General features: G+C 70.5%; 17 protein-coding genes. 8 read left to right on the top strand and 9 right to left on the bottom strand.

Annotated features, from left to right (window positions below):
* Positions 1–83 precede the first annotated feature (83 nt).
* Together ACTOWY_RS35595 and ACTOWY_RS35590 are read right to left on the bottom strand one after the other, a co-directional pair.
* On the bottom strand, positions 84–791 hold the full coding sequence (locus tag ACTOWY_RS35595; protein ID WP_441313989.1) for a hypothetical protein: 708 nt from the start codon (positions 789–791) through the stop codon (positions 84–86).
* Positions 792–918: 127 nt separating this feature from the next.
* A complete protein-coding gene (locus ACTOWY_RS35590) occupies positions 919–3,243 on the bottom strand; it encodes a sodium-translocating pyrophosphatase (protein WP_441313988.1) in 2,325 nt (774 codons plus the stop codon).
* Between the two features lie 271 nt (positions 3,244–3,514).
* Between ACTOWY_RS35590 and ACTOWY_RS35585 the strand changes: the two genes are divergently transcribed.
* Positions 3,515–5,965, top strand: a complete 2,451-nt coding sequence (locus tag ACTOWY_RS35585; RefSeq protein ID WP_441313987.1) for a DEAD/DEAH box helicase — start codon at positions 3,515–3,517, stop codon at positions 5,963–5,965.
* Here the strand turns inward: ACTOWY_RS35585 and ACTOWY_RS35580 are convergent.
* The 7 genes from ACTOWY_RS35580 to ssd form a co-directional block, all read right to left on the bottom strand.
* Entirely contained in the window at positions 5,943–6,569 is a 627-nt protein-coding gene (locus ACTOWY_RS35580) for a bifunctional DNA primase/polymerase (protein WP_247761135.1), read from the bottom strand. The two genes, ACTOWY_RS35585 and ACTOWY_RS35580, sit on opposite strands and share 23 nt — an antisense overlap.
* Before the next feature lie 225 nt (positions 6,570–6,794).
* Positions 6,795–8,039, bottom strand: coding sequence for an Rv3654c family TadE-like protein (locus tag ACTOWY_RS35575; RefSeq protein WP_441313986.1), 1,245 nt, complete (start codon positions 8,037–8,039; stop codon positions 6,795–6,797).
* The gene (locus ACTOWY_RS35570; protein ID WP_441313985.1) at positions 8,039–8,239 is read right to left on the bottom strand and encodes a DUF4244 domain-containing protein; all 201 of its coding nucleotides are present in this window, start codon (positions 8,237–8,239) and stop codon (positions 8,039–8,041) included. The genes ACTOWY_RS35575 and ACTOWY_RS35570 overlap by 1 nt, the downstream gene beginning before the upstream one ends.
* A gap of 667 nt (positions 8,240–8,906) precedes the next feature.
* Positions 8,907–9,611, bottom strand: a complete 705-nt coding sequence (locus ACTOWY_RS35565; RefSeq protein WP_441313984.1) for a type II secretion system F family protein — start codon at positions 9,609–9,611, stop codon at positions 8,907–8,909.
* Positions 9,578–10,417, bottom strand: a complete 840-nt coding sequence (locus ACTOWY_RS35560; protein ID WP_441313983.1) for a type II secretion system F family protein — start codon at positions 10,415–10,417, stop codon at positions 9,578–9,580. Before ACTOWY_RS35560 ends, ACTOWY_RS35565 begins: the two co-directional genes overlap by 34 nt.
* The gene (locus tag ACTOWY_RS35555) at positions 10,414–11,565 is read right to left on the bottom strand and encodes a TadA family conjugal transfer-associated ATPase (protein ID WP_441313982.1); all 1,152 of its coding nucleotides are present in this window, start codon (positions 11,563–11,565) and stop codon (positions 10,414–10,416) included. The genes ACTOWY_RS35560 and ACTOWY_RS35555 overlap by 4 nt, the downstream gene beginning before the upstream one ends.
* 1 nt (position 11,566) lies before the next feature.
* On the bottom strand, positions 11,567–12,631 hold the full coding sequence (gene ssd, locus ACTOWY_RS35550; RefSeq protein ID WP_441313981.1) for a septum site-determining protein Ssd: 1,065 nt from the start codon (positions 12,629–12,631) through the stop codon (positions 11,567–11,569).
* Positions 12,632–13,731: 1,100 nt separating this feature from the next.
* Here ssd and ACTOWY_RS35545 point away from each other — a divergent pair.
* From ACTOWY_RS35545 to ACTOWY_RS35515, 7 genes are all read left to right on the top strand, one after another.
* Positions 13,732–14,583: an HAD-IB family hydrolase gene (locus tag ACTOWY_RS35545; protein ID WP_441313980.1), complete on the top strand. Its 852-nt coding sequence runs from the start codon at positions 13,732–13,734 to the stop codon at positions 14,581–14,583.
* 481 nt (positions 14,584–15,064) lie between these two features.
* Positions 15,065–16,363, top strand: a complete 1,299-nt coding sequence (locus ACTOWY_RS35540; RefSeq protein WP_441313979.1) for an ABC transporter substrate-binding protein — start codon at positions 15,065–15,067, stop codon at positions 16,361–16,363.
* The gene (locus ACTOWY_RS35535) at positions 16,360–17,244 is read left to right on the top strand and encodes a carbohydrate ABC transporter permease (RefSeq protein ID WP_441313978.1); all 885 of its coding nucleotides are present in this window, start codon (positions 16,360–16,362) and stop codon (positions 17,242–17,244) included. The genes ACTOWY_RS35540 and ACTOWY_RS35535 overlap by 4 nt, the downstream gene beginning before the upstream one ends.
* Positions 17,241–18,095, top strand: coding sequence for a carbohydrate ABC transporter permease (locus ACTOWY_RS35530; RefSeq protein ID WP_441313977.1), 855 nt, complete (start codon positions 17,241–17,243; stop codon positions 18,093–18,095). Before ACTOWY_RS35535 ends, ACTOWY_RS35530 begins: the two co-directional genes overlap by 4 nt.
* A 167-nt stretch (positions 18,096–18,262) precedes the next feature.
* Positions 18,263–19,987 (top strand): glycoside hydrolase family 3 protein, encoded by a 1,725-nt coding sequence (locus ACTOWY_RS35525; protein ID WP_441314022.1) that lies wholly within the window; start codon positions 18,263–18,265, stop codon positions 19,985–19,987.
* A gap of 14 nt (positions 19,988–20,001) precedes the next feature.
* Entirely contained in the window at positions 20,002–21,270 is a 1,269-nt protein-coding gene (locus tag ACTOWY_RS35520; RefSeq protein ID WP_441313976.1) for an exo-beta-N-acetylmuramidase NamZ family protein, read from the top strand.
* Between the two features lie 9 nt (positions 21,271–21,279).
* Positions 21,280–23,019: a serine hydrolase domain-containing protein gene (locus tag ACTOWY_RS35515; RefSeq protein ID WP_441313975.1), complete on the top strand. Its 1,740-nt coding sequence runs from the start codon at positions 21,280–21,282 to the stop codon at positions 23,017–23,019.
* Positions 23,020–23,404: the final 385 nt, after the last annotated feature.

Genomic DNA, 23,404 nt, shown 5'->3' with positions numbered 1-23,404 from the left:
GCCCGGACCCGCTGACCGGGCAGGAAGACCAGGCTCTTCGTCTCGAAACGCGCCATGGTCGCGCGATCGTCCCAGTGACCGGGTCAGCCGCCGAAGGCGCCCTCGGTGTCCTTGACCATCCGCTGGCACTCGGGGGCCTTGCGATATGCCTCCTCCATGCCGGGCGCGGTGCGGACCTCCTCGAACTTGGCCAGCAGCCGGGCCGGATCGAGTTCCTCGGCGGCGAAGGGCTGCAACTTCTCCTCGAACCGGGGGTCCTTGACGTCCAGGCCGGCCACCTCGGGCTGCTTGCGCTTGATCGTCTCGACCGCGGCGCCGAGGTAGCCGATCAGCTCGTTGTGGGTGTCCTGGCGCAGTGCGGCCGGGCGGCCCAGGCCGGTCAGCTCGGTCCTGGCGGTGCCGAGGGCGCCTTCGGTGGCGCCGAGGTAGGCGACCGTGGCGGCCTTGCGGTCCTCCGGCTTGTGGTCGGGGGAGTTGGCCTTGAGCGCGGTGAGCATGGCCCGCATGGAGCCGCCGAGGCCCTTGCAGACCGCGTCGTTCCAGCGCACCGGGTCGGCGTTGGTGCCGCCGGGAGCGGGCTGGCCGCCGCCGGGCGCGCCCGGCTGTCCGCCGGGACCGCGGTCCACGCCGCCGCTGGCGCTGGTTTCCGGGGCTGAGGTGGCGCTGGAGTCGCTGGACGGCGTGTTGGCACCCGGGGAGGCTGGCGTGTCGCCACCGGAGCCACAGGCGGCCAGGACCAGGGTGAGTCCGGCGGCCGCGGCCAGGACGCCGGCGGGGGTACGGCGGGCCATGAAGCTCTCCTCTTCGCTGGGGGCGCTCGCCGACGCTAGGCGACGCCCCGTGAGAACGAGGTGCGGCCCGCCCCCGGAGCCGGGGACGGGCCGCATCTGTCTAGCTATCTGCCATCAGGTGCTGCCATCAGGCAGCGCCGTTGCTGACCTTCTCGCCCTCGGACGGGCTGTCCTCGGCGATGGCGGTGCCGCGCCGCTTGGACACGATCACCGCGCCGACGATGACCAGCACCGCGAAGATGGCGATGGCGGCCCGGATCGCCGGGGAGGCGTCCGCGCCGACGGACAGGGTGACGATCGCGGGCGCGATGAGCACCGCGACCAGGTTCATCACCTTGATCAGCGGGTTGATCGCCGGGCCCGCGGTGTCCTTGAACGGGTCGCCGACGGTGTCGCCGATGATCGTCGCCGCGTGCGCGTCGGAGCCCTTGCCACCGTGGTGGCCGTCCTCGACCAGCTTCTTCGCGTTGTCCCAGGCGCCACCGGAGTTGGCCAGGAACACCGCCATCAGCGTGCCGGAGGCGATGGCGCCAGCCAGGTAACCGGCCAGCGGGCCGACGCCGAGGCCGAAGCCGACCGCGATCGGGGCCAGCACCGCGAGCAGGCCGGGGGTGGCCAGCTCACGCAGCGAGTCCTTGGTGCAGATGTCCACGACCCGGCCGTATTCCGGCTTGGTGGTGCCGTCCATGATCCCGGGGTTCTCCCGGAACTGGCGGCGCACCTCGAACACGATCGCGCCCGCGGCCCTGGTGACCGCGTTGACGGCCAGGCCGGAGAACATGAACACCACGGCCGCGCCGATGATCAGGCCGACCAGGATGCCGGGGCCGTAGACGGCGAAGTCGGCATCGGCGAAGGCCTGGCCCGCGCCGAGCAGCGACTGTTTGATCGCGTCGGTGTAGGAGCCGAACAACGCGGTCGCGGCCAGTACCGCGGTCGCGATCGCGATGCCCTTGGTGATCGCCTTGGTGGTGTTGCCCACCGCGTCCAGCTCGGTGAGGATCTGCGCGCCCTCGCCGTGCACGTCCCCGGACATCTCGGCGATGCCCTGGGCGTTGTCCGAGACCGGGCCGAAGGTGTCCATCGCGACGATGACGCCGACGGTGGTCAGCAGACCGCAACCGGCCAGCGCGATCGCGAACAGCGCGACCGTGATGGAGCCGGAGAGCAGGAACGCGCCGTAGACCGCGCCGCCGATGACGATGGCGGTGTAGACCGCGGACTCGAAACCGACCGAGATACCGGCCAGCACGACGGTGGCCGCGCCGGTGAGCGAGGTCTTGCCGACGTCCTTGACCGGGCGGTAGTCGGTGCCGGTGAAGTAGCCGGTCAGCCACAGGATGATGCCGGCCAGCACGATACCGATGATCACCGCGATGGCCGCGACCATGGCCGGGTTGCCCTCGGTGGCCGCGATCTCCGGGCTGACGCTGGTCAGGCCGGTGAAGGTGTTGGGCAGGAAGGCGAAGGCCGCGATCGTGCACAGCACCGCGGAGATGATCGCGGAGATGTAGAAGGAGCGGTTGATCGCGGTCAGGCCGCTCTCACCGGCCCTGGCCTTGGTGATGTAGACGCCGAGCACCGCGGTGAGCACACCGATGGCAGGCACGATCAGCGGGAACATCAGGCCCTGCGTGCCGAAGGCCGCGGTGCCCAGGATCAGCGCGGCGACCAGGGTCACCGCGTAGGACTCGAACAGGTCGGCGGCCATACCGGCGCAGTCACCGACGTTGTCGCCCACGTTGTCCGCGATGGTCGCGGCGTTGCGCGGGTCGTCCTCGGGGATGTTCTGCTCCACCTTGCCGACCAGGTCGGCGCCGACGTCAGCGGCCTTGGTGAAGATGCCGCCGCCGACTCGCATGAACATCGCGAGCAGCGCGGCGCCGAACCCGAAGCCCTCCAACACCTTCGGGGCCTGCCCCGCGTAGACCAGCACGACCAGCGCGGCGCCGAACAGGCCGAGGCCGACGGTCATCATGCCGACCACGCCACCGGTGCGGAAGGCGATCCGGGTGGCCTTCTCGCGGCCACCGGTCTCGTTGGCCGCCGCCGCGACCCGCACGTTCGCGCGGGTCGAGAGCCACATGCCGAGATAACCGATCGCCGCGGAGAACACCGCGCCGACGATGAAGAACAGGGAACGGCCGAGCCGTTCCATCCAGTCAGCCGCGGGCAGTGCGAACAGCAGCAGGAACACCACGACGACGAAAATGCCGAGTGTCCGGAACTGCCGGTTCAGGTAGGCCGATGCTCCTTCCTGCACCGCGGTGGCGATCTCCTGCATCTTCGCGGTGCCCTGGCCTGCGGCCAGCACCTCGCGGAGCAGGATGTACCCAATGACCAGGGCGGCGAGGGCGACTACCGCGACGACCGCGACAATTCCGCGGTCACCCCCGGTGAGCACCAGTTCCTCGGCCGCCCAGTTGCCCTGGGCGAGGCTTTGGGGGGACATCCGTCCTCCTGCTTCTCCGTGGTCCGTGCGCCAGGAGCCGGGCTCTTGCGTCCGCTCTGACGCGTGGTGAGTCACGCGCGCCACCATCGAGGCAGCGCGACGGAGGCGGAGTCTATTGGCAAGGTCACAGGGCCTTGCGGGGCGTCCCTTGTCAAATACCTAGAGTGACTTCGGGGCAGGTGCACTAGACCGTTCAAGTGGTCTGAGCTGTGGATCTTGGTCCGTTCGGGCATTGGCGCGAACCGACGGTGTGCTGTGTCAGGCTGCCGTGGTGGGCGCACGAGCGGAGCGGGCGGAGCAGACCGGGCGGCGGCCCGGCCGGGGCGGCGGACTGCTGGACCGGGTGGTCAGCGGCATCCCGTTGGAGTCCTCCCCGTTGACCCATGTGGCCGAACTACCTGAACGCGTTGCCGCGCATACGGACTGGCCCACCTGGGTGGCCGCGCCCTTGATCGAGAAGTTGACCGACTCCGGGGTGCCGCGGCCGTGGGCGCACCAGGCGGCGGCGGCCGAGCTGGCGTGGTCGGGCGGGCACGTGGTGATCGCCACCGGCACCGCCTCTGGCAAGTCCCTCGCCTACCAGTTGCCGGTGCTGTCCCGGCTGCTCGCCGACCCCAGGGCGACCGCGCTGTACCTGTCGCCGACCAAGGCGCTGGGCGCGGATCAGTTACGTGCGGTGAAGGAACTGGACCTGCCAGGGGTGCGCCCGGCGGCCTTCGACGGCGACACCCCGCTGGTCGAGCGGGACTGGGTCCGCGCACACGCCAGGTGGATCTTCACCAACCCGGACATGATCCACCGCGGCATCCTGCCGGGGCACCAGCGCTGGGGCGCGTTCTTCCGCAGGCTGAGTTATGTGGTGATCGACGAGTGCCACAGTTATCGCGGCCTGTTCGGCTCGCACGTGGCCCTGTTGCTGCGCAGGTTGCGCCGGATCGCGGCCCGCTACGGCGCGAACCCGACCTTCGTGCTGGCCTCGGCCACGGTCGCCGACCCGGCCGCCTCGGCCACCCGGCTCACCGGCCTGCCCTGCACCGGCGTCACCGAGGACGCCTCCCCCGCCGGCCCGCGCACCATCGCGCTGTGGGAACCGCCGCTGCTGGATGCCCTCGCCGGGGAGAACGGCGCCCCGGTCCGCCGCTCGGCAGGCGCCGAATCGGCCCGCATCATGGCCGATCTGGTCCTGGCTGGCGCCCGCACGCTGGCCTTCGTCCGTTCCCGCCGCGGCGCGGAGCTGACCGCGATGGCCGCCCGCCGCCACCTGGCCGATGTGGACCTGGACTCCGCCGCCCGGGTCGCCGCCTACCGCGGCGGCTACCTCCCCGAGGAACGCCGGGCCCTGGAAACCGCGCTGAGCACCGGCGACCTGCTCGCGGTGGCCACCACCAACGCCCTGGAACTCGGCGTGGACATCGCCGGCCTGGACGCGGTCCTGATCGCCGGCTACCCCGGCACCCTGGCCTCCTTCTGGCAACAGGCGGGCCGCGCCGGTCGCGACGGTCAGGGCGCGCTGGTCGTCTTCGTCGCCAACGACGATCCCCTGGACACCTACCTGGTGCACCACCCCGAGGCCATGCTGTCCCGCCCGGTCGAGGCCACCGTGCTGGACCCGGCCAACCCGTATGTGCTGGCCCCGCAACTGGCCTGCGCCGCGGCCGAACAACCGCTCACCGAGGACTGCCTGCCCGCCTTCGGCGGCGAGGCGGCCCGCCAGGTGATCGACCAGCTCGTCGCCGAGGGACACCTGCGCCGCCGCCCGGCCGGGTGGTACTGGTCGGATGTGCGCCCACCGCACAGCGGAGTGGACATCCGCGGCAGCGGCGGCGACAAGATCTCGGTGGTGGAGGCTGATTCCGGCCGCCTGCTGGGCACCGTCGACCCGGACTCGGCCTGCGCGGTGGTCCACCCCGGCGCGCTGTACCTGCACCAGGGCCAGTCCTATGTGGTGGACGAGCTGGACCTGGACAACCACCTGGCGCTGGTGCACGCCGAGACACCGGACTGGTCCACGATGGCCAGCACCACGGTCGACATCAGCGTGCTCCGCACCCTGGCTGAACGCCGTTTCCCGGCAGTGGCAAGCTCGCCCGGCGCCGGCGGTGCCGCCTCCGACGAGCCTGGCGTGACTGTCTGTCTCGGCGAGGTGGAGGTCACCGCCCAGGTCGTCGGCTACCTGCGCCGCCGCCCCTCCGGCGAGGTGATCGACCGGGTGCCTCTGGATCTGCCCGCGCAGTCCCTGCCCACCAGGGCGGTCTGGTACACGATCTCCGCCGAGTTGCTACGGAGCAGCGCACCGGGGGGCGCCGGTCTCGATCCGGCGCGCATCCCCGGTGCGCTGCATGCAGCCGAGCACGCCGCGATCGGCCTGCTACCGCTGTTCGCGACCTGTGACCGTTGGGACATCGGCGGTGTGTCCACCGCTTCGCACGCTGACACCGGGGAGGCGACGGTGTTCGTGCACGATGGGCATCCCGGCGGAGCCGGTTTCGCCGATCGCGGCTATGCCGCGGTGGTCCCTTGGTTGGCCGCTACGCGGGAGGCGATCGCCGCCTGCGAGTGCCCGGCTGGTTGCCCATCCTGTGTCCAGTCGCCGAAGTGCGGCAACGGTAACGAACCGCTGGACAAGGCGGGCGCGGTGGCCGTGCTGGACGCCGTACTGGGAGTGCTGCCCCACGACGTCCCCGCTCCGGCCACCCCAATCAGTGGGATCGTTCCGAGCTGACCAGCTCGACGACCCCGGCAAGCATGTCGTCCCGAAGAGCTTCGGTGATGGCGTCCTGCACCACGTGCGACTCGGGCAGGTTCCAGTTGCAGATCTGCGGCTTGACCCGCCAGTGCACCACGCCGTGCTGGAACGGCGAGGGCGGCAACGGGATCCAGCTGCCCTTGCCGAGCAGCGCGATGTCGGACCGCTCGGCCAGGGCGTCCCGCAGCGGCTCGCCCGCGGTGGTCAGGAACAGCCACTTGCCGGTCGGCGTCGCCGCGATCGGCACCGGTCCACCGGCGACCCGCAGCGCCGTGGCCACCCGGCGGCCCAGTTCGGCGTCAACCTCGATGGCGTCCAGCACAACGCCGGTGGCCAGCAGCAGCGAGTAGGGACGCCCGGTCCACCAGGAGGCCACCTGCTCGGCCTGGGTGCCGATCCGCTCCTGCCAGTCACGGTGCACCGGCACCGGACCCTCGGCCTGCACACCGTCCCGGCCCGCCCACTGCGAGCCCGCCGGATAGGTGCCGGGCAGCACCGGCCAGCCGCGGAACGCGAGACCGATGGCCTCCGCCCGCAACTCGATCCGGAATGCCCCGCGCCAACTATCCGACCAGTCCATGTCGCCTCCTACCGCAACCAAATCCTTCTCCTACAAGAAACGGCACCGCCCCCAACGGAGGTAACCGGTAAGTCGACCACCGGTCGGAACGGCACGCCGAGTAACGCAGGCCACAAGCAGGGCGGAACACAGGTTTCACCGTTGACCGCAACCCGCAAACCCGTGTAATGACGCCATTTGCCCGCTCACCGCCGCTCGATGACCGCTCATCGCACCCGGCGCCGTTCACAGTTCTGCCGGACCGGCCCGCGCCCGCGCGCTCGTCGCGCCGAACACCGCCAACACCCCCGGCAGCCCCACTCGCACCCGCACCGTCACCGCCCATCCATCCACCAGGCACTCCGCCAACCGCCCACCCATCTCCCCCGCCACCCGCCCCGCCGCCGCACACCCCTGCCCTGCTTCCACCAGCCGCCCAGCGGCAGCCAGCGCCGCCAGATCAGCGGCCGCCGCCGCCCGCCGCCCAGCGGCCACCACCGCGCCGAGATGGGCGAGGACCACCGTCGCGGCGAGCAGTCCCGCGATCACCAGCACCGCGAGTCCGGTCGCGAATCCACGGTCGTCGCCGAGAGTGGGTCGTGGACGCGGGTCGCTGGTCGCCGCTGGCCGTCCGGGGTTTGGCTTAGGCTCCGCGGCGGAGTTGAGCGCCCCGGTGGCGGCGGGCTCGGAAGCCGTGTTGGGCCGAGTTCTCCGCGTGCGGGCGAGCAGGCATGCCAGCGTGTGCGCGCGGGCGCACTCGCACGAGCGGGCAGGCACGCGCCCTCGCGCGGGCACGCGTGCGGGCGCGAGGGCGCGCACAGGTGAATGGGCAGGCACCGGCGTCGGCTCGCCCGCCAATGTGAGTTCGAGCGCCAGTGCAGGTTCGCACGGCGGGGCCGTCGCGACCGTACGCTCCGCGTTCGCATCACGGGCGCTGCCTCGTACCCGGCTACTGGCGCGACGAGTCCGCAGGCGGGCTTGCCTGCGCGGGCCAGCCTGCCAACGAGCGCGACCTCGTACGCTGAGACGCCCAATTCCTTGCGCGCCAGCGGGTTCGATCTGATGCGACCGCGACGCCACCGCCGGGGCGTCCCGCCTCAGCCCACCGACAGCGCCGGGTAATCGTCCCTGCGAAACCTCGCCCACGATCGGTTCCGTCGACTGTTCCAGCAACGCGAAAGCACTCTCCCGCAACGGAAACACCCCACCGAGCGGCCGCGCCACAACCTCGACCCGGACCGCATCCGCCTCAACCCGGCTGGACAGCTGCACCGGCCCCGGCACCATCTCCCGCACCACCACCGCGGCGCGATCCTGTTCACCACGCGCGATCAGCCGAGCCGCCTCCCGCGCCGCGTCCACACACCGCAGCTGAGTCACCGCCAACCGGAAACCGGCGAAGGCAAGCGCCAGCACCACGGCGATGGACGCGATGCAGATCGCCGCCTCAACGGTGACCGACCCGCGATCACCGGCCAGTGGTCTTCGCATCACCTCTTCACCTCCAACGAATCCCGAAACATCTCGGAGATCAATTCGGAGACCCACCCAGCCGTGACAACGGTGAGCAGTATTCCGGCGAGCGCGGCGCCGATGGTGATCGCGATCGCGTACTCGACCGTGATGGTCCCGTCGTCGGAGTGCCGGAACCGCGCGAACGCATTGGGTGGCAGCAGGAACTCGGATCGCATGGCTCTCCTTCGGGCGGATTTTGTCCACTGTGGACCGGTTGTTGCCACGGGTGCGGCAGCTCCCACTTTCCTCGATCTCGGACACTTCGCCAGCCAGCTCAGCGGATCTGTGGATAGCTGGGGTCTATGTGGATAACTCGCGATCACTGGGCCACTGATCGGCGGAAATGTCTGCGCTGCCTGGAAGAATGGAATTCGGGGGGACCCCCAGTCGCGCGCGCGGAGTGGGCAAGGGCGGGCGCGAGCGGGTAGGGGCGGGCACGGCGGGCGAAGTTTGGAGCGAGCCGGTGCGGGCGAGGTGGGGCGGGCGAGGTGGGACAGGCAGGGTGAGGCGGCGGGCGGGTAAGCGCTGAGCGGGTATGGGGCCGGATGGAAGTGAGTGTGGGCTGGTCGCCCAGGTGATGGTGGTGTCGGCGGCATGTGTGGCCGCGGCTCGCGCGATGGGTGCGGGTGGAGCTGTTGGGTGAGTGGCTTTTTGGGCGCGTCCGTGTTTGGGCGCGTTGAGTAGGCGCCGCATTGGGTAGGTCGCGCGTTAGGTGATCGGCGAATCGAGTGGCCTGCGAGCGGAAATGTGTTGTGCGGGAAACAAGTTCCGGTCAACGGGCCGTGGATCTGGCAGGCGGATTGATCCGGTGGGTTGGACAGGCGGGGGGCTCGGGGCTGGTTTTCAGTGGGGGAACAGGGTTTGGGCCAGGCCGATGATGGTGGGGGCTACGCCGAGGCAGATGAAGGCTGGGAGGAAGCACAGGCCCAGTGGGGCGGTGATGAGGACTGTGACGCGTTGGGCTCGGGCTTCGGCTTGTTGTTCGGTTTCGGTGCGGAGTTGGGTGGCCAGATTGGCTGCGGTGCCGGCCAGGGCTGCGCCGGAGCGGGCGGTGTGGCGGGCGGCGCGGGCCAGGCGGGTCAGGGCTGGGAGTTGAGTGGCTGGAGTCCATGCCTGAGTGGGGGTGGCGCCCAGGGTGAGGAGGGCGGCCACGTCGTGCAGGGCGACGGCTGGTGGGCCGGTCAGTTCGGCTGCGGACAGGCGTAGGGCTTGGGGAATGGGGAGTCCGGCGCGTAGGCAGGCGGCCAGGAGGTCGCAGGCGGTGGCCAGGGCCAGTGGGTCGGGGGGTGGGGATTGGGGCGCGCGGGATTGCAGGGTGTGGCTTAGCGCGGTGGCTGCTGCGGCCAGGGGCAGGCTGATGGCGGGGTGCAGGCCGTTGAGCAGGGTGACGGCGGCGATGGAGATTCCCAGCAGGGTTGGCAGGACTGGGATTGTGCGGCTGGGGCGGGGGGTGGGTGGGAGGTTCAGGCGGGTGCGGTGGTTGGGGCGGCTGGGGTAGGTCAGCAGGGCCAGGGCTAGGAGGAGGGCGGCTGTGGCTTGGGTGGGCATGGTGGGGTCCGGGGTGGGGGTGAGGGGATCTGGTGGTTTGTTGGGGTTTTGGGTTTTGTGGTGTTGGCGGTTAGGTGGGCGCTCCATTCGAGGCCGAGGCAGATGAGCAGGGCGCCCAGGGGAAGCAGGAACTGGCCTGCTGAGGTTGCGGTGAGGATGTGCACGGGGTGGGCGTTCATGGCTTCGCCCAACAGGATTGGCAGCACGGGCAGGGCGGCCAGGATGGTGGCGGTCGCGCGGGCACCTGCCAGGCGGGCCTCGACCTGAGTGGCGAATCGGGTTCGTTCGGCCAGGTCTCGGCGTTCGGCGTCCAGCAGGTCGGCGAGGGGGATGCCGTGGTTGTGGGCGGTGTGCCAGGCGCGGAGCAGACGGTTGCCGGAGTTGTCGGCGTGGCTGCCGAGGCGGATGGCGGTGGCCAGGGCGGTCACGGTGGGAGCGATGGCCGGGTCGGCCTCTTTGGCTACGGCTTCGGCGGCCAGGGCCGGGTGGGTTCCGGTGCGGAGCTGGGTGACCAGCAGGTTGAGGGCGTCGGCGCGGGCGATGTCGATGTGCCGGGCCTTGCGGATGGCGTTGGCACGGGTGCGCTGGCGGTGCAGGGTCCAGGTCAGGACGGTTGCGGCGAGCAGGCCGCCGATGCCGGCGAGCAGGGTGGCGCCGATTGGCGGGATCAGCAGCAGGACGCGGGTGGGGTGGGTTCGGCGGTGGCGGGGCGGGGATGGGCGGAGTTGGGACAGGCGGTGGTGGCCGGTCCTGGGTGGCCAGAGCAACAGGGCCAGGGCTAGCGCGAAGGCGGCGGCTGCGGTCATGTGGGTGCGAGTTCCCGGGCGCGGAGCAGGGTGGTGAGGCGGGTTTTGGCGGTGGTCCAGCCGTGGTTTTGTTGCCAGACGGGCACTACGCGGATGTAGTCGTCGGTGCGGTCCAGGACGCCGATGGCGGCGAGGGTGCGGCTGCCGTGGTCGTCCCGGCGCAGGTGCAGGACGACCTGGAGTGCCGCGCTGAGCTGACTGTGCAGCGCCGGGCGGGACATGCCGCCAAGAGCCGCCAGGGCTTCCAGACGGGCTGGGACCTCGGTCGGGGAGTTGGCGTGCAGGGTGCCCGCGCAGCCTTCGTGGCCGGTGTTCATGGCCGCGAGCAGGTCGGCGATCTCGGCCCCGCGGGCCTCGCCCAGGACCAGGCGGTCCGGGCGCATGCGCAGGGCCTGGCGGACCAGGTCGCGCAGGGTGATCTCGCCCGCGCCCTCGATGTTCGGTGGGCGGGCGACCAGGCGGACCACGTGCGGGTGGGCGGGGTGGAGTTCTTCGGCTTCCTCGACGGTGACGATTCGTTCCGCGGGGTCCACGCAGCCGAGCAGGGCGTTGAGCAGGGTGCTCTTGCCGGAACCGGTGCCGCCGACGACCAGGAAGCTCAGCCGGGTTTTCACCATGCGGCGCAACAGGTTCTCCGTTGGTTCGGCGAAGGTGCCGAGGTAGCGCAGGGTGGCGAGGTCGTGGGCGGCGGGTTTCAGGGCACGTAGTGAGATGCACGTTCCGCCCGCCGCGATCGGGGCCAGCACGGCGTGCAGGCGGACGCCGCCGGGGAGCCAGCCGTCGACGAATGGCTGGGCGTCGTCGAGCCGTCGGCCCGCGGCCAGGGCCAGGCGCTGGGCCAGGCGGCGCACGGCCTCCTCGTCGGGGAGGGTGACCGCGGTGCGGGTCAGGCCGTGGCCGCGATCGACCCACACCCGGCCGGGGCCGGTCACCAGGACATCGGTGACGCCGTCCATGCGCAGCAACGGTTCCAGCGGCCCGGCGCCGATGAGTTCGCGATCGAGCAGGCGCAGGGTGTCCAGCAGGTCGGCGTCGGTGAGCAGGCCGCCGGTCTCGGCGCGGATGGCCTCGGCCAGGTTGGCCGGGGTGGGCCGACTGCCGAGCTGGGCGAGTCTGTTGCGCACACGGTCGATCAGTCCCTTGTCCACGTCAGTCGCGGCCGTCGTCGGCCCGGTCGAGCACCCGGCGGGCGGCGCGGGCCAGTGGGCCCCGTGGCCGGTTGGGCAGGCCGCCGGTGTCCAGCGCGGCTTCCAGGCCGCTGAAGGGGCGCATGGTGACCAGGGCCGGGAGCCGGACGGCGGCTTCGACATCGCGGACGGACAGCCCCGTGGGCGCGGGCCCGCGGACGACCATGGCCAGCGGCGTGCCGCGTTCCTTGGTGCGCTCGGCGATGCGAGCCGCGGCGGTGCAGGCGCGGACCTCGGCCGGGACGACCAGCACGGCCAGGTCGGCGGCGTCCAGCACGGTGCGGCTTGGCTGGTCGAAGTGGCGGGGCAGGTCGCAGACGACCGTGCCGCCGCCGCGACGCCCGGCGTCGAGGACCTGGTCCACCGCCTGGGGTTCCAGTTCGGTGGTGTCGTCGTCGCAAGAGAGCACGGTGAGCTGGTTGCGGCCGAAGCTGGGCAGGGCGTTGCGCAGGGTGGCACTGCCCAGGTTGCCGCGGTTCACCGTGATGCCGGACCAGCGGACGCCTTCGCGTTTCTCACCGCCGAGAACGAGTTCGAGCCCGCCGCCCAGTGGGTCACAGTCGAGCAGCATGGCCGGGGAGCCGCGGTCGGCGGCGGTGAGGGCCAGGGCGGTGGCGAACACCGACGCGCCCGCGCCGCCGCGGCCGCCGAGCACCGCGATGACCCGGCCGTCTGGTTCGTCCTCGACCTCCTCGGCCTTGGCCAGCGCGGCGGAGAGCCAGGGCTCGGCCTCGGCGAGGCAGCTCACCTGTTCGGCGCCGACGGCCAGGGCGCGGGCCCAGATCTCCGGCGGCGGGTCGGTGCGGCAGAGGACGTAGATGCCGTTGCGGCGGGGCATGCCGGCGTTCGCGCACTGGGCGAGGCCGTCGTCGTCGAGCACGACCAGCGGGGCCCGCGCCCAGCGCTGGCGGGCGGCGGTGAGGTCGGGGACGCACTCGACGTCGCGGCCCGTGGCGGCGGCCACGCGGAGGACCTCGTCGAGCAGGGTGTCCTCGTTGACCATGACTAGCGGGCGGGTCTCGGGCATGCATCCCCCTGGGGTGGTGCGGTGGTTGCGAGTGTGTGTCCACCGTGGCGGGGATGGGGGCGTGGAGCCAGGGGGTGGATTGGTTCTGTGGATAGGTGGGGGTGATGTGGATAAGTCGGGATCTTGGAGGGGGTTTGGGGGTGGGGTGCCGGGTGGGTGGGGCAGGCTGGAAATGGGGGATCCCCTCGCGCGCGGGCGGGCAGAAGGGATTGGTGGGCAGAGGGGGTTCGGGGGGGAGTGACAGGGAGGGGAGAGGGCGATAACGGGAGTTGGGAGGGGATAACGGGAGGATCGGTGAGGGATCGGGAGAGGGCGAGCGGCGGGGCGGGCTGGCGACGGGATTGGGCGAGCGGCGGGGGCGGCCGGGATCGGGTGGAGTTGGGCGGAGTTGGGTGACACTCGGGTGGGGCGAGCCGGGGGCGGAGTTGTGGAGTGGGCGCACGGGCCTGCGCGAGAGACAGGGCAGGGTGCATTGGTTTGGCGGCTTGGGCTGCGGAGGGACGTGGGGCGCGGCTGTGAGCCGGGCAGGGCCGGGGTTGGCTGGGCGAGTGGGGCCGAGTCGGGGTTGGCTGACTGAGTGGGGCCGGGCAGAGGGTCGGGTGATTGACCGCTGAGGAGAGGTGCGTGAAGTGGGCACCAGGGCCTTGGGCGGAGGCATGGCGGAGGTTGGCTGGGGCGGGGCGTCGGCTGGGAGCGGTGGCGGCGTGGGACGCGGCGGGGTGAGGCCGCGCGGAGCCGGGAGCCGGGAGCCGGGAGCCGGGAGCCGGGAGCCGGGAGCCGGGAGCCGGGAGCCGGGAGCCGGGAGCCGGGAGCCGGGAGCCGGGAGCCGGGAGGAGTGTGCGTTCGGGGCCGGGTTCTGGCAACTTGGGAGTGACTGGGGTTGTCACTGTGCGGAACCGGGGTCCGGATATGGGACGACCCCCGCCAGGGGGGAGGGACGGGGGTCGTCAGGAGTTCAGCCCCGGGGGGTCGGACTGAACTCATCCGGCTAAGCCGGACGCGTCTACTGTATCCCCCCGCGGGTGGGTGACGCTTCTCGTCCGTTCGAGCGACACGGCTCGCAACCTCATCGCTATCTCACCGACACCTATGCTGGTCGGGTGACCGAACCTCGTGGCGATGGCATCAGTGCTGGCAAGCGGGTTGCCGCGTTCTTCGACCTGGACAAGACGGTGATCGCGAAGTCCAGCACGCTCGCGTTCAGCCGGCCGTTCTTCCAGGAGGGGTTGATCAATCGGCGGGCGGTGCTCAAGAGTGCCTATGCCCAGTTCGTGTTCATGCTCGCGGGGGCGGATGCCGATCAGATGGATCGGATGCGGTCGCACATCACCGCGCTGTGCACCGGGTGGGATGTGGAGCAGGTTCGCTCGATCGTGGAGGAGACCCTGCATGACATCGTTGATCCGCTGGTCTACGCCGAGGCGACCCAGCTGATCGGGGAGCACCGGCAGGAGGGCCACGACGTGGTCGTGGTGTCGGCTTCCGGGGCGGAAATAGTGGCTCCGATCGCGAACATGGTGGGAGCCACGCACTCGGTCGGCACCCGGATGGTGGTTACCGAGGGTCGCTACTCTGGAGATGTCGACTTCTACTGCTACGGCGAGAACAAGGCCGTCGCGGTGCGCGGGCTGGCCGAGGAGCACGGGTACGACCTGAGCGCCTCGCACGCCTACTCCGACTCCATCACCGATCTTCCGCTGCTGGAGGCCGTTGGCCATCCGACCGTGGTGAACCCGGACCGTGCGCTGCGGAAACTCGCCGCGCAGCGGGGCTGGCCGGTGCTGACCTTCTCCGATCCGGTCTCGTTGCGGGCCCGGATCCCAACCCCGTCGGGGGCGACCGTGGCGGCGGCCGCGGTGGGGCTCGGGGTGGTCGCGGCGGCGGGGGCGGCTTGGTACGGACTGCGGCGGCACCGGCGTGGACGCGCCGGTAATAGTGAGTCCGGCGACTGATCCGCCTCGGGGATTGACCGGGAGTGGTTGTGCCGCAACCACGGCGTGTCCGACACCTTCCGTTTATCCCCGGCTCTGAAACGGTGCACCCGTCTGAGCCCTTGCTGTGACCGCCCTCACGGACTACACATGGAGGTGCGGACCTCAACTGGCCAGGGATGATGCGAAGAGAAGCAGCATCCACCCCACTGGGCTCCGTGCGTGAACAGCGGGCACCCACGCGCAGCACGCCGCGGGAGGCATGTCGTCTAGGGGCTACGTACCGGGACGCTGGACGTCGAGCTCAGATTTGTACGACACGAGATGCACGCTTGGTAACCTGACTGTTCACGCTGTTGGTGGCGCCCTCGGTGCAAACCGGTGGGCGCCACCATCGCGTTCGAAGGCAAAACGTGGCGGACACCGCTCGGATGGGCGTAGCCACGACCACCGCGGCTTCTCTAGCCTCCGCCACGACAGGCGGGATGTGGGGGGAGGCGGGATGCGGGCGGTGCGCGGAGTCGGCGGCTTGCTCGCGTTGCTGCTCGCGCTGGGCGCGTGTGCGCCCGGCGTGCCCGAGGCGACCGCTCCCGGCGATGCCCGCCCGGCCGGGCCGGATCAGTTGCGCGGGGTCGAGCTGGAGTACCTGTACTTCACCGATGGCCCGGATGAGATCGCTACTCGGCAAACGATTGAGAAGTTCGAGGTCGCCACCGGCGCGCGGGTGAACCTGCAGCTGGTGGCCTACGCGGACCTGGAGCGGACGTTGCAGGCGCGGATCGCCGGCCGCAACGCCCCGGACGTCGCACGCACCCAGGACCTCAACCCCTACCGCGCGGACCTGCTTGACCTGCGCCCATACCTGTCCGATCCGGGTTTCACCGAGGCTTTCCTGCCGGATGCGACCCGGGCGGTGCGCGGTCCGGGCGGGGAGTTCCTGGGTGTGCCCAGCGATCTGACCCTCAACGGCCCGTTCGTGAACCTGGACCTGTTCGCCAAGGCCGGGGTGCCGGTGCCGGCGCGGTGGAGCTGGGACGAGCTGGTCGAGGCCGCGGAGAAGGTCCGCCGGGCCACTGGGAAGCCGTACGCGATCGCGATGGACAAGTCCGGGCACCGGCTGGCCACCATGCTCAGTCAGTACGGCACCACCTTCTTCGACCTCGACGGCAGGCCGGCGCTGGATGTCGGCAAGGCCACCGAGGCGCTCAAGCGCTTCGCCGGGCTGCACGCCTCCGGGGCGATGCCGACCGATTTCTGGCTGGAGTCCGGTTCTCGCTACAAGGGTGCCAACGAGATCTTCCTTGCCCAGGACGCCGCGGTGTACCTGTCGGGGAACTGGCAGGTCAGCCAGTTGGCCAAGGCCAGTCAGTTCCGGTTCGCGGCCGCGCCGAACCCGTGTGCGGCGCGCTGTGGCGGCTTTCCCGGCGGCAAGTACATGGTCTCGTTCAAGCAGGCCAGGCATCCGGCGGCGGCCGCGGCCTTCATCGAGTGGATGAACGGCGCGCAGCGGCAGCGGGAGCTGGTGGCCAAGGCCCAGTTCCTGCCCACCCGCAGGGATCTGGTCGAGCCGGGGATCAGCTATCCGCAGCGGCTGGAGGACATGCGGATCTTCCTGGCCGAGGCGAAACTGGTCCCGGCGGAGGCGTACACCACCAACTCCTCAGCCGCGTTCGTGCGCACCGCCAACGCGTTGCGGGACGAGATCGCCAAGGTGCTCGGCGGGCGGAGCACGCCGGAGGAGGCGGCGCGGGCCGTGCGGCAGGTGAGTGAACGGGCGTATGCGGAGGTCAACGGGCGGTGACCGGGCGGCGGATCGGCTGGGGGCAACGGCTCGCGCCGTACCTCTTCCTCCTGCCGAACCTGTTGATCTTCGGGGTTTTCACCATCTACCCGGCGCTGAACAGCGTCAACATCAGCTTCTACGAGAGCCGCAACGGCCGCACCTTCCGCCCGGTCGGCCTGGACAACTACCGGCGGATCCTCTCCGACGAGCAGTTCTGGTCCGCCGCGGTGAACACGCTGGTGTTCGTGCTGGCCTACGTGCTGGTCTCGGTGCTGGTGGCGCTGGGACTGGCGGTGCTGCTCAACCGGCGGCTGCGTGGGCGCGGGTTCTTCCGGGCCACCTTCTTCCTGCCGATGGTGCTCTCCCCCGTGGTGGTCGGCCTGGTGTGGGGCTGGCTGCTGGAGGGCCGCGGCGGGTTGATCAACACCGTGCTCGGCTGGCTGGGTCTGCCGACGCCGGGCTGGCTGGTCGACCCTGCGCTGTCGATGGTCGCCGCGGTGGGTGTCGGGGTGTGGATCCACCTGGGCTTCTACACGTTGATCCTGCTCGCCGGGTTGCAGGCGATCGATCCGCACCTGCATGAGGCGGCCGCGCTGGACGGGGCCGGGCCGTGGCAGCGGTTCCGGCTGATCACGGTGCCGTTGTTGCGGCCGACCACGCTGGTGGTGCTGGTGCTGGCCACCATCGCCGGATTCCAGTCCTTCGACTTCCTCTACAGCCTCACCGGCGGTGGTCCGCTGGGCGCGACCACGTTGCTGGTGCAGTACATCTACCAGCGCGGTTTCGAATCGCCCATCAGCTATGGGCTGGCTTCGGCCGGGTCGGTGCTGTTGTTCCTGGTGATCCTGCTGGTCACGCTGGTGCAGTTCGGGCTGGCCCGGCGGCGGGAGGCGGTGTGAGCCCGCCGCGGTGGACCGGGATCGGCGGCAGGCCGATGCCCTCTGCCGGGAAGGTGCTGGCCTACACCGGGTTGGTCGCGCTGGCGTTGCTGGTGCTGGCCCCGGTGTTGTGGACGGCGTTGTCCTCGTTCAAGACCAGCACCGAGTTGTCGTTGCGGCCGCCGCGGTTGCTGCCGGAGAGTTTCCGGCCGGACAACTACGTGGACGCGCTGGGGCGCTTCAACTTCGCGGTGTACCTGCGCAACAGCGTGCTGGTCACGGTGGCCGCGACGGTGCTCACGCTGGTGGTCAACACGATGGCGGCCTACGCGCTGGCCAAGTACAACTTCCGCGGCCGGACCACGCTGTTCCTGGTCATCCTGGGCACGATCATGGTGCCGTTGCAGGTCATCTTCATCCCGGTCTACCAGGTGGTGGCCGATCTGGGGCTGGTGAACTCGTTGTGGGGCCTCATCATCCCGGCCGCGGCCACGCCGACCGGGGTGTTCCTGTTGCGCCAGTACATGTTGACCATCCCGGACGAGTTGATCGAGGCGGCCCGGATCGACGGCGCCGGCGAGCCGCGGATCTTCCTGCGGGTGGTGCTGCCGCTGTGCAAGCCGGCGCTGGCGGTGGTGGCGATCTTCTCGGTGGTGTGGCGGTGGAACGATTTCCTGTGGCCGCTGGTGGTGGCCCAGGACGAGCACACCTACACCCTGCAGGTGGCGCTGGCCCGCTTCGCCGCGGAGGAGGTGGTTCCGTTCAACCTGATCCTGGCCATGAGCGTGGTGACGATGGCGCCGGTGGTCGTGGTGTTCCTGTTCATGCAGCGCCAGATCGTGCAGGGGATCGCGCAGACCGGATTCAAATGACGCCGTACGGACGTTGACCCGTCCAGATCACGTCAGTAACTTGCAGGCAACCCAGTCCTTTTTGTGAAGAGTTACCCGAACTACACCTGACCAGCAGGGAGGCAACGGTGCACCAGGTTGGCCGGCCACTCGCGGCGGCGCTCTCGGCGTTGACCGCGGTCACCGTCATGGGGGTTTTCCCCGCGAGCGCGACACCGGAGGCGGCGACGGAGGCGCTGACCGGGGAGCAGGCCGCGGCAACGCGGATGCGCGGTATGTCCCTGGAGCAGAAGGTCGGGCAGCTCTTCGTCACCTACGCCTACGGGCCTGCCGCGGACTCGGCGCACCCGAAGAACCTGGCCGAGTTCGGCGTGGCCACCCCGGCGGAGGTGGTGCGCAAGTACCACCTGGGCGGGGTCATCTACTTCAACTGGACGGACAGCTTCGCCAACCCCAAGCAGGTCGCCGCGCTGTCCAACGGGTTGCAGCGGGCGGCGATGAGCAGCGGGGCGCGGTTGCCGCTGCTGATCTCCACCGACCAGGAGCAGGGCGTGGTCACCCGGTTCAGCTCGCCCGCGACGCTGTTCCCGGGCAGCATGGCGCTGGGCGCGGCCAGGGACGCCGGACTGGCCCGGCAGGCCGCCGAGATCACCGGGCGGGAACTGCGCGCGGTGGGCATCAACCAGAACTTCGCGCCGGATGCCGACGTCAACGTCAACCCGGCCAACCCGGTGATCGGCGTGCGCAGCTTCTCCAGCGATCCGAAGCTGGTCGCGCAGCAGGTGACCGCGCAGGTCAAGGGCTACCAGCAGGGCCGGCTGGGGCAGAGCGTGTCGGCAACGGTCAAGCACTTCCCCGGGCACGGGGACACCAACCAGGACAGCCACTACACGCTGCCGGTGATCAACCACACCCCCGAGCAGTGGCAGCAGCTGGACGCGCCGCCGTTCCAGGCCGCGATCAAGGCCGGCGTGGACTCGATCATGAGCGCGCACATCGTCACGCCGAAGCTGGATGACTCCGGTGAGCCCGCCACACTCTCGCCGAAGATGCTGACCGGTCTGCTGCGTGGCCAGCTCGGCTACCGCGGGGTGATCATCACCGACTCGCTGCAGATGGAGGCGGTGCGGATCAAGCACCCGGACGCGGAGATCCCGGTGCTGGCGCTCAAGGCCGGCGCGGACATGCTGCTGATGCCGAAGAACCTGGACGTGGCGATCAAGGCCGTGCTGGACGCGGTGCGCAGTGGCGAGATCAGTGAGCGGCGGATCGACGAGAGCCTGCTCCGGGTGCTGCTGCTCAAGATCAAGCGCGGCGCGCTGACCCACCCGCTGGTCGACGAGACCGCGGTGGACAAGATCGTCGGCATCCCTCGGCACCTGGCCACCGCGCAGCAGGTCACCGACCGGACGGTCACCGCGGTCCGCAACGACGCCGGGCTGCTTCCGTTGCGGGCCAAGCCCGGCAAGGTGCTCGTGGCCGGGTCGAGCAGTGCCACCGCGCTCGGGCAGAAACTCACCGCGCGCGGAGTGACGCCGACCGTGCAGGTCACCGGGGACAAGCCGACCGAGGCGGTGATCGCCAAGGCGGTCGCGGCGGCCGAGGGCCAGGACCTGATCCTGGTGCTGACCAACCGGGCCACCACCGACGCGCAACAGCGTGAACTGGTCAAACGTCTGGTGGCGACCGGGAAACCGGTGGTCGGGGTGGCCGTGCGCGATCCGTACGACGTGGCCATCGAGGACGCCAAGACCTGGCTGACCACCTACTCGGCCACCGCGGTGTCGATGGAATCGCTGACCAAGGTGCTCTTCGGCGAGGCCAAGCCCAGCGGCAAGCTGCCGGTGAGCGTGCCCGCGCTGGGCGATCCGGCGCAGACCCGGTACCCGTTCGGCTTCGGCCTCACCTGGTGACGGGAGATCCAGCCATGGATGGTGTGAGCAGGCGAGGTTTCCTGGCCGCCTCGGCGTTGTCAGTGCCGTTGCTGACCGCGGGCTCGGCCTCGGCCGAACCGGAGGGTGGCGACCGGCGCAAGGTGCGCACCGGCGCGGACCGGTTGGCGGACAACGGGTTCGCCCAGCTCAAGGGCCGCAGGGTCGGGGTGGTGACGAATCCGACCGGGGTGCTCTCCGACGGGCTCGGGCACCTGGTGGACACCATGGTCGCCTCCGGGGCGGTCAACCTGGTCGGCGTGTTCGGCCCGGAGCACGGTTTCCGCGGCACCGCGCAGGCCGGTGGTTCCGAGGGCGAGTACGACGATCCGCGCACCAAGGTCCGGGTCTACGACGCCTACGGCGCGACCGCGGTGAAGCTGGCCGAGATGTACCGCAAGGCCAACGTCGAGGTGGTGGTCTTCGACATCGCCGATGTGGGCGTGCGCTTCTACACCTACATCTGGATGCTCTACACCGCGATGCAGGCCGCCGTGCTCACCGGCGCGGCCGTGCTGGTGCTGGACCGGCCAAACCCGATCGGCGGTCAGGCTTACGGCCCGCAACTGGATCCGAAACACGCCTCCGGGGTCGGCCGCAAACCGATCGCGCTGCGGCACGGCATGACCATGGGCGAGCTGGCCCGGCTCTACAACGACACCTTCCTGCCGGCCGAGACCGGCAAGCGGGTCGAGCAGCTCGATGTGGTGCCGGTGCGGAACTGGCGGCGGGACATGCTCTTCGCGAGCACCGGCCTGCACTGGGTGCCGCCGAGCCCGAACATGCCCACGCCGGAGACCGCGCTGGTCTACCCGGGCACCTGCCTGTTCGAGGGCACCCTGCTCTCCGAGGGCCGGGGCACCACCCGGCCGTTCGAGACCGTCGGCCTACCCAAGATCGATTGGCGCTGGGCGGAGGCGCTCAACGCGCTGGGGCTCAAGGGTGTGCTGTTCCGGGAGAACTACTTCGTGCCCACCTTCAACAAGCACGTCAACGTCAACTGCGGCGGCGTGCAGCTGGCGCTCACCGATCCGCGTGCCTTCGACCCGATCCAGGCCGGGGTGGCCATGATCGTGACGGCGAAACGGCTGTACCCGGAACTGTTCGGCTGGCGGCCGGACAACTTCATCCACAAGCTGTGGGGCACCGAGCGCCTCAAGGACATGGTCGACCGCGGCGCGAGCACCGAGGAGATCGTCGGCTCCTACCGCCAGGAGCAGGCCGACTTCCGCAGGCACCGCGCCCAGTACCTGCTGTACCGCTGAGGGGGATCCATGCGTCGCCGGATGATCGTGCCCGTGCTGCTGCTCGCACTCGTCACCGCGGGTCTACCGGCCGCGGCGGCGGAAACAGGTGACAGTGGCGGGGTGTCCGGCCGCTTCGACCGCCCGCACCCGGGCTTCGCCCCCTTCTGGACCACCCTGCGCGAGTCCACCCCGGAGCGCGCGGGGCTGGACCCGGCGCCGATCAGCGCCGCGCTGGCGAAGATCAGGAACTGGACGCAGCCGCAGGGCGCCGCGAAACCGCTGTTCGCGGGCGCGGTGACCCTGCTCGCGCACGACGGCCGGGTGGTCACCAGGACCGCCACCGGTCAGGCCCTGCGCTACGCCGATGGCATCGGCACCGAACTGCCCGCGGGTGAGCAGGTGCCGATGCGCACCGACACGATCTTCGACCTGGCCTCGATCTCCAAGCTGTTCACCTCGATCGCGGTCATGCAGCAGGTCGAGGCAGGCCGGGTAGACCTGGCCAGGACGGTGGCCAGTTACCTGCCGGAGTTCGCGGCCAACGGCAAGGACGCCATCACCGTCGAGCAGCTGCTCACCCACACCTCGGGGCTGCCGCCGTTCCTGCCGCTGTGGCGGGACCACCCGGACAAGCCCAGTCGCATCCTGGGCGCGCTCACCGCCAAACTCCAGCAGCCGCCCGGCAAGGCCTACATCTACTCCGACCTCAACCTGATCGCGCTCGGCGTGCTGGTGGAGAAGGTCACCGGTGATCCCCTCGATGTGCTGGTGCGCAAGGGAATCACCGCGCCGCTGGGCATGCGGGACACCGGCTACAACCCGGCGGACAAGGCCCGGACCGCGGCCACCGAGTTCATGACCGTCCCCGCCCGCGGCATGGTGCGCGGCGAGGTGCACGACGAGAACGCCTGGTCACTCGGTGGCGTGGCCGGGCACGCCGGGGTGTTCGGCACCGCCGAGGACCTGGCCGTGCTCGGGCAGACCATCCTCAACGGCGGCACCTATCGCGGGCACCGGATCCTGCGTGAGCGCACGCTGCGGCAGATGATGACCAACCACAACACCGGCTTCCCGGACAACGCGCACGGCCTGGGCTTCGAGCTGGACCAGCGCTGGTACATGGAGGGCCTGTCCAGCCCGCGCACCGCCGGGCACACCGGGTTCACCGGCACCTCGCTGGTCATCGACCCGGTGTCCCGCTCGGTCGCGGTGCTGCTGTCCAACCGGGTGCACCCGTCCCGGGCCTGGGGCTCCAACAACCCGGCCCGCCGCGCCCTCGCCCAGGGCTTCGCCCAGTCCCTCGCGGTGCACCCTCGGCACGGCAGGGACGCCTGGCACTCCGCCGCCAACGAGGAGCAGGCCGCGGTGCTCCGCACGGGCCCGCTCTACCAGCGCGGACCGGCCACGCTGCACTTCGCCGCCTTCGTCGACACCGAGGCCACCGACAAGGTGAGCGTGGAGGCCAGCGTGGACGGCGGGGTGAACTGGCAGCCGCTGACCCTCACCGCCACCGGACCGGGCGCGCCAGCCGACGCGGTGACCACGCTGACCGGCGCCGGTCACCGGGCCTGGTGGCGGGTTTCCGCCACTCTGCCCCCGGCCGCCTCGGTCACCCTGCGCTGGCGCTACGCCAGCGACAAGCAGTACACCGGCCGCGGGGTCTTCCTCGACGGCATCCGGGTCAGCGACCGCCGGGGCGTGCTGCTGGACGCCGAACGGCACCCGGAAACGCTCACCGCGCAGGGCTGGACACCGGTCCGCAGATGACGATGTGGTGAAGGACTCACCACTCCCGCGACCCCGGCTTACCGGGCACAACACGTACCGGTGTCGGTACGGGTTCGAGCACGTCAACCCCCGGTTCCGAGGGTGACACCGGGGCGTAACGATTCGGCGACACGAACGGGCTAATCGACCCGGCTGACTAAGCCGAACGGAGTCCGGCGGGGCACTGTGTGCACAGAGTCGACGATCTTGGCAGACTTAAGATTGCGGTGACATTCGAACGCCCCGCTCACGGCCCTGACCTGCGGCAGAACATGAATCTCCGGTGTCGTTCGATTGAAGGACACCGGTGACCATTTGCCCGTTATCAACGGCCGAAAGTTCTTCCTCAACACCGCGCGGTAACGGGGTTACAGTGGGCTGAGGC

This window comes from Crossiella sp. CA198 (assembly GCF_052078295.1).
Taxonomy (GTDB): domain Bacteria; phylum Actinomycetota; class Actinomycetes; order Mycobacteriales; family Pseudonocardiaceae; genus Crossiella.
Note: the sequence above shows the minus strand (reverse complement) of the source record. Positions and strands in the feature narration are given on the sequence as shown.